Origin of the sequence: Raoultella sp. (genome assembly GCF_039594335.1) — a bacterium.
In the GTDB taxonomy this organism is placed as follows: Bacteria; Pseudomonadota; Gammaproteobacteria; order Enterobacterales; family Enterobacteriaceae; genus Klebsiella.
The window spans coordinates 45,037-52,854 of sequence record NZ_JBCNNS010000016.1 but is presented as its reverse complement, the minus strand read 5'-3'; the positions used below and the strand labels follow the sequence as shown (position 1 = coordinate 52,854).

Genomic DNA, 7,818 nt, shown 5'->3' with positions numbered 1-7,818 from the left:
CCCAGAGAGGATACGACCCCGCCGGTCACAAAAATATAGTTCGTTGTCATGCTGAACCTGAGAAGTTAGGGTGAAACGATGGAATAACCAGGACGGGAAAGTAGTATACCCGAACACGACGAGCGCCACAAACTTTCATTCTCCGTCTCCTTTCCAGGTCATGACAAACATAAAGAGTGAGAAAATAGCCCCTTTCAGGTAAATGTTTTTGACGCAAATCAAGCGCTTGTTATTTAAAAAATCACACAAATAGCGCTTGATCGCAAAATTTCGTTAGAGATCAGTTTCCTGGCGTTTTACCTCCTGCCACACTTCTTCCATGGTATCGAGGTCTACACCGGTCATTTCCAGGCCGCGAGCGGCAACAATTCGTTCAACTTCACGGAAACGACGTTCAAACTTCAGGTTCGCTTTCTGCAAGGCGACTTCAGCTTTTACGCCCAGATGGCGGGATAAATTGACCGTTGCAAACAGCAGATCGCCCATTTCCTCCTCCAGTTTAGCTTCATCGACAACCGCCTGCTGCGCCTCATACATGACCTCCTCCATTTCTTCATGCACTTTATCCAGCACCGGGCCGAGCGATGTCCAGTCAAACCCTACCGCCGAGCAGCGACGCTGAATTTTGTGCGCACGCATCAGCGCCGGCAGGCTCTGCGGAATATCGTCCAGCGCGGAATGTTGCGCCTTTTCCGCCCGTTCAGCGCTTTTTATCTGCTCCCAGCGCGCCAGCACTTCAGCGCTGTTGCCGGCGGTCGCATCGCCGAAAATATGCGGATGACGACGCTCCAGCTTGTCGCTGATGGCGGCACAGATATCGTCAAATGCAAAGCGACCTTCTTCCTGTGCCATCTGGGCGTAGAACACCACCTGAAACAGCAGATCCCCCAGCTCCCCGCGCAGATCGTCAAAATCTTCACGGGCGATGGCATCCAGCACTTCATACGTCTCTTCAAGGGTATACGGCGCGATGGTGGCGAAGGTCTGCTCTTTGTCCCACGGACAGCCGTTTTCCGGATCTCGCAGGCGTTTCATAATGCCAAGCAGGCGATCGATTTGGGTCATAGTGATTCCTTGCAACATATTGGTTTTATTTACCTTCCCCGGCTAAAACACGGGAAAAATCAGAGTGGTTCGCGGGTAAAAGACGCGCAAAACCCTCTCTCCGTCGGAGAGAGGGACAGCACAGGAGGAAAAGCAGTTAGCCGCCGTGCAGGCGGCGGGCATCAATCACATCCGGAACCTGGTTCAGTTTCCCGAGCACACGGCCAAGGACCTGCAGGTTGTAGATTTCAATGTTCATATCAATGGTGGCCAGCTGCTGTTTGGTGTCACTGCGACTGGCCACGCCAAGCACGTTCACTTTTTCGTTGGCAAGAATGGTGGTGATATCGCGCAGCAGGCCGCTACGATCGTTTGCCAGCACGCGGACGACCAGCGAGTAGCCAGCGGAGTAGCTTTCTCCCCAGACCGCATCAACGATACGCTCCGGGGCGTGCGATTGCAGCTCAGCCAGTTGATCGCAGTCAGCCCGGTGCACGGAAATTCCGCGCCCCTGGGTGATGAAACCGACGATCTCATCGCCAGGAATCGGCTGACAGCAGCGCGCGATGTGGTGCATCAGATTGCCCACCCCTTCCACAACGACACGACCGTTGTCTTTGCTGCGATTTTGCGGCGCCCAGGTTTTCTGCTGCAGCTGTTTCAGCGCCGCCGCGTCCTGCTCTTCGGCGCTCGGCTTATTAAACTGCGACTGCAGGAAGTTGACCATCTGGTTAAGGCGGATATCTCCGCCGCCAATGGCCGCCAGCAGCTCATCCAGCTCATTGAAGTTGTAGCGTGGCAGCAGATGCTTCTCTGCCTCCTTGAGACTAATCCCCAGGTGTTCAAGCTCATCATCGAGAATCTGCCGCCCGGCGAGAATATTCTTGTCGCGATCCTGCTTGCGGAACCAGGCGTGGATTTTGGAACGTCCGCGGCTGGTCGTGACATAGCCGAGGTTTGGGTTCAGCCAGTCTCGGCTTGGGTTTGGCTGCTTCTGGGTAATGATTTCAATCTGATCGCCCATTTGCAGCTGATAGGTAAACGGGACAATGCGCCCGCTGATCTTGGCGCCTATGCAGCGGTGGCCGACGTCGCTATGGATATGGTAGGCGAAGTCAAGCGGCGTGGAGCCAGCAGGTAAATCGACCACATCGCCTTTTGGCGTAAAGACATATACCCGGTCGTCAAAGACCTGGCTACGCACCTCATCGAGCATTTCGCCGGAATCAGCCATCTCTTCTTGCCAGGCGATCAGTTTACGCAGCCAGGCAATACGATCTTCATAGCCACGTCCGCCGCCTACCGCCGCTCCGGCACCTTCTTTGTACTTCCAGTGCGCAGCGACGCCCAGCTCGGCATCTTCATGCATCTGCCGGGTACGAATTTGGATCTCCACCGTTTTGCCGCCCGGCCCCAGCACCACAGTATGAATAGACTGATAGCCATTAGGTTTCGGGTTAGCAACGTAATCGTCGAACTCATCCGGCAGATGGCGATAGTGAGTGTGTACTATCCCCAGTGCGGCATAGCAGTCCTGCAGGCGCTCGGCGACAATACGTACCGCGCGTACATCAAACAGCTCATCAAAGGTGAGATGTTTTTTCTGCATTTTGCGCCAGATACTGTAGATGTGCTTCGGTCGGCCGTAGACTTCAGCCTTCACACCTTCGGTTTTCATTTCTGAACGCAGATGACCGACAAACTCATCAATGTAGTGTTCACGATCGATACGACGCTCGTGCAACAGTTTAGCAATACGCTTATATTCGTCAGGATGCAGGTAACGGAAGCAATAATCTTCCAGCTCCCATTTCAGCTGGCCAATGCCTAAACGGTTGGCCAGTGGGGCGTAGATATTGGTGCACTCTTTTGCCGCCAGTACGCGTTCGTCTTCGGGCTCATCTTTGACTTCCCGCAGATGGGCGATACGTTCGGCCAGCTTGATGACCACGCAGCGGAAGTCGTCGACCATCGCGAGCAGCATGCGGCGAATATTATCGACCTGCTCAGATGAGACCGAGTCGGTATGGGTGGCTTTAAGCTGGCGAATCGCCGCCATATCACGCACGCCATGAATCAATGTCACCACGGACTTACCGACACTCTCCTGCATCACCTCTTCGCTGACGACGTTGCCATCCGCCAGCGGAAACAGCATCGCGGCCCGCAGCGTATCGATATCCATGCTCAGCGTCGAAAGGATTTCCACCATCTCTACGCCACGCCATAAGATCAGATCCGCTCGAGGATGTCCCTGCGTTTTCTCGCGACAATAGTCCCAGGTTTCGGCTAAGCGTTCACACGACTGCTGGCTGGAAATTCCCAGACTCGCGATCCATTTCTTCGGGTCAAATTCACCAGCTTTATTTAAATGTGCACTTCTTACCGCAACCATTGTCCTCTCCTTAAGGGACCTGGCCTGCCGAAGTCGGCAAGCCTCAACGTTGACACTTCATCCTTCAGTACGCCGGGGAATTGGCTGCCTCGGCCTGCTCCGAACGATTCTATGCATCTCTGTGCTCAAACAACACCATTGATTCCAGATGTCCGGTGTGCGGGAACATGTCCAGCATCGCCAGACGTTGAATCTTATATCCCGCCTGCAGCAGTTGGTCGCTATCGCGCGCCAGGGTCGCCGGATTACAGGAAACATAGACGACGCGACGCGGGGCAAGTTTTATAATCTGTGGCATCACACCCGGTGCCCCGGCTCGCGCCGGGTCAAGTAATATTTTATCAAAACCATGCTGCGCCCAGACCTGGCGGGTCACATCTTCTTCCAGATTTTCATGAAAGAATGTCACGTTGTGCAACTGATTAAGCGCGGCATTTTCCCGCCCTTTTTCGACCAGCGCCGGAACACCTTCAACGCCCACGACATTGGCCGCGCGCGTAGCCAGCGGCAGGGTAAAATTCCCCATGCCGCAGAACAGATCGAGCACCCGGTCCTGAGGCTGAATATCCAGCCACGCCAGCGCCGTTTGCACCATCAGTTGATTGACGCCATCGTTCACCTGGATAAAGTCACGCGGACTAAACATTAAGCGTAGCCCGTATGAGGTATACCATGGGGATTCCCCACTAATATGTTCCAGTTTCTCGCTTTGCGGCGCCAGGTAAAGAGCGAGAGCGTGAGATTGCGAAAATCGTTCCAGTTTTTCTTTATCGCCAGCTGATAACGCTGCCGTGTGGCGCAGGACCATCAATGGGCCATTATCCGCCAACACCAGCTCGACATGCCCGAGCTGACGCTGCGATTTCAGGCCGGACAAACACTCGCGCACCGCTGGCAGAAGCGCCTCAAGTTCGGGCACCAAAATAGGGCACTGCACCACATTGATAATGTCGCTGGAGCCAGCCTGACGAAAGCCCATCTGTAATTGTTGGGTCTTTGGCTGATAATTCAAGCTCAGACGTGCGCGCCGACGATATCCCCACGGCGAAGCGGCTATAATGTCGTCAACATCCCGCTTCATCAGCCGGGCAAGTGCGGCGCGTTTACTTTGCTGCTGGAGCTCAACGCTGGCATGCTGTTGCTGGCAGCCACCGCAGGTACCGAAATGCGGGCAGCGCGGAGCCTGGCGCTGCGGGCTGTCATTAAGACGGCATTTTACCTGCGCCCGGGAGTACTGTTTTTTGTCTTCGACCACGACAACTTCAGCCTGTTCCTGGGGCAATAAGCCATTAACAAATAGCGCTTTACCATGGTGACGAGCAACACCCTGACCAAAGGGATCGAGGTCATTGACTGTAACGGTTATGATCTGGCGCGTCGTCACACGCCGTTTTGCAGAGTAGAATTGCGCCATCGTAGAGATTTGTCTCAATCAAATAAACTGACTCTATACACGAATCCATGCAAGGTGCATCAGGGCAGCCAGTAAGCGTCCCCGGCGGCGAAGATCGGCCCGTCGCCGGAACCGCCAACGCAGAGGCATTTGATGGATGAAGGGTATATTCTCCCATAATGGAACCGCATGACCAACTACAGCCTACGTGCCCGCATGATGATTCTTATTCTGGCACCAACCGTACTCATCGGTTTGTTGCTCAGTATTTTCTTCGTCGCGCATCGCTATCACGACTTGCAGCGTCAGTTGGAAGACGCCGGGGCCAGTATTATTGAACCCCTGGCGGTCTCCAGTGAATATGGCATGAATCTGCAAAACCGCGAATCCATCGGCCAGCTGATTAGCGTTCTGCATCGCCGTCATTCCGATATCGTACGCGCTATTTCCGTTTACGATTCGCAAAACCGGCTGTTCGTCACCTCCAATTTTCAGCTCAATCCCAGCGAGTTGCGACTGGAAAATGGGGCAAAATTTCCTCGCCAGTTGAGCGCGGTGCGCAAGGGCGACGTCATGATTTTGCGTACGCCTATCGTCTCGGAAAGCTATTCACCCGATGAATCACCGATGACCGATGCCAAAATGCCCGGCAACATGCTGGGCTATGTCGCCCTCGAACTGGATCTCAAATCAGTGCGGCTGCAGCAGTACAAAGAGATTTTCATCTCCAGCGTCATGATGCTGTTCTGTATCGGCATTGCGCTGATCTTCGGCTGGCGCCTGATGCGCGACGTCACCGGGCCGATCCGCAATATGGTCAATACCGTCGACCGCATTCGTCGCGGCCAACTCGACAGCCGCGTCGAAGGCTTTATGCTCGGCGAACTGGATATGCTGAAAAATGGCATCAACTCCATGGCCATGTCGCTGGCGGCCTACCACGAAGAGATGCAGCATAACATTGACCAGGCGACCTCCGATCTGCGCGAAACCCTCGAACAGATGGAAATTCAGAACGTTGAGCTGGATCTGGCGAAGAAGCGCGCCCAGGAAGCGGCCCGCATCAAATCAGAATTCCTCGCCAATATGTCTCACGAGCTACGAACGCCGCTCAATGGCGTCATTGGCTTTACCCGCCTGACCCTGAAGACCAATTTAAATAGTACTCAGCGTGACCACCTCACCACTATCGAGCGCTCGGCGAACAACCTGCTCGCAATCATTAACGACGTGCTGGACTTCTCGAAGCTGGAAGCGGGTAAACTGATTCTCGAAAGCATCCCGTTCCTGCTGCGTAATGCGCTGGATGAGGTTATGACTCTGCTGGCGCACTCCGCGCACGATAAGGGACTGGAGCTGACGCTGAATATCAAAAATGATGTGCCGGATAATATTATCGGCGACCCTCTGCGCCTGCAGCAGATCATCACCAACCTGGTTGGCAATGCCATCAAGTTTACCGAACATGGCAATATTGATGTTCTTGTCGAACAACGCGCGCTGAGCAACACCAGCGTACAGATCGAAATTCAAATCCACGATACCGGTATCGGGATCCCAGAACGCGATCAGTCCCGCCTGTTCCAGGCGTTCCGTCAGGCCGATGCCAGCATTTCCCGCCGCCACGGCGGCACCGGGCTCGGGCTGGTGATTACCCAGCGGCTGGTAAGAGAGATGGGCGGCGATATTTCATTCCACAGCCAGCCGAATCGCGGCTCCACGTTCTGGTTCCATATCAACCTCGACCTCAATCCCATCGCGATTCAGGAGAGTCCGCTGACCCACTGTCTGGCGGGCAAAACGCTGGCCTACATCGAGGCCAATGCAGCGGCGGCGCAGTGCACCATGGAGCTGCTGACAACTCTGCCACTGGAGGTGGTGTACAGCCCGACATTTTCCGCTCTGCCGGAAGCACACTACGATATCCTGCTGGCTGGCCTTCCGGTATCGATGCGTGACCTGAGTCAGCAAAAGGATAACCTGCAGAAAGCCTGCGCCATGGCCGACCACTTACTGCTGGCGCTCCCCTGCCATGCGCAGATCAATGCCGAAACCCTGAAGCAAGACGGCGTTGCCGCCTGCCTGCTCAAGCCGCTGACCGCCACGCGCTTAATCCCGGCGCTCACGGCCTCCTGCCGCGCCAGGAAACCGACCGTTCTGCCCCATTCTGACAGCAATAAGCTGCCGATGACGGTGATGGCGGTGGACGATAATCCGGCGAACCTGAAGCTTATCGGCGTGCTGCTCGAAGATCTGGTTCAGCACGTCACGCTGTGTGATAGCGGCCAGCGCGCCGTAGAACAGGCCAAGGAGATGCAGCTGGATCTGATTCTGATGGACATTCAGATGCCGGATATGGACGGCATTCGCGCCTGCGAGTTGATTCACCACCTTTCTCATCAGCAACAAACGCCGGTGGTCGCCGTCACCGCCCACGCGTTTGACGGACAAAAAGAGAAGCTGATGAAGGCCGGGATGAACGACTACCTGGCGAAGCCCATCGAAGAGGATAAGCTGCACAGCCTGCTACTGCGCTATCAGCCGGGAAGGCATACCGTGCCGCTACGGGCGGCGGAGCCTGTCGAAGCCCCCATCGACTGCAACGTGACGCTCGACTGGCAGTTGGCGCTGCGCCAGGCCGCCATGAAACCGGATCTGGCGCGGGAGATGCTGCAAATGCTGCTCGCCTTTATGCCAGAAGTGCGTAATAAAGTGGAAGAACAGTTGGTTGGCGAAGAGCCTGAAGGGCTGCTGGATTTGATTCATAAACTTCACGGAAGTTGCAGCTATAGCGGAGTCCCGCGGCTGAAAAAACTGTGCCAGACCCTCGAAAGCCAGCTGCGCGTCGGGACCGCCGCCGAAGAGCTGGAGCCGGAGCTGCTGGAACTGCTGGATGAAATGGATAATGTCACGCGGGAAGCATGCAAAACGCTGGGCATATAAATGGTCTTCCCCGGACAGCCCGGCGCCTGTCCGGGCAATTGTG

4 protein-coding genes are annotated in these 7,818 nt (G+C 55.3%); 1 reads left to right on the top strand and 3 read right to left on the bottom strand.

Going from position 1 to position 7,818, the window contains the following annotated elements; all coding sequences use genetic code 11:
* Window positions 1–273: 273 nt before the first annotated feature.
* The 3 genes from mazG to rlmD form a co-directional block, all read right to left on the bottom strand.
* Window positions 274–1,065: a nucleoside triphosphate pyrophosphohydrolase gene (gene mazG / locus ACZAHD_RS04480; protein WP_462455712.1), complete on the bottom strand. Its 792-nt coding sequence runs from the start codon at window positions 1,063–1,065 to the stop codon at window positions 274–276.
* A gap of 136 nt (window positions 1,066–1,201) precedes the next feature.
* Window positions 1,202–3,439, bottom strand: coding sequence for a GTP diphosphokinase (gene relA / locus ACZAHD_RS04475; RefSeq protein WP_462455711.1), 2,238 nt, complete (start codon window positions 3,437–3,439; stop codon window positions 1,202–1,204).
* Window positions 3,440–3,548: 109 nt separating this feature from the next.
* A complete protein-coding gene (rlmD, locus tag ACZAHD_RS04470; protein WP_462455710.1) occupies window positions 3,549–4,853 on the bottom strand; it encodes a 23S rRNA (uracil(1939)-C(5))-methyltransferase RlmD in 1,305 nt (434 codons plus the stop codon).
* Between the two features lie 168 nt (window positions 4,854–5,021).
* Between rlmD and barA the strand changes: the two genes are divergently transcribed.
* On the top strand, window positions 5,022–7,775 hold the full coding sequence (gene barA, locus ACZAHD_RS04465; protein ID WP_462455709.1) for a two-component sensor histidine kinase BarA: 2,754 nt from the start codon (window positions 5,022–5,024) through the stop codon (window positions 7,773–7,775).
* The last annotated feature ends 43 nt before the right edge of the window (window positions 7,776–7,818 follow it).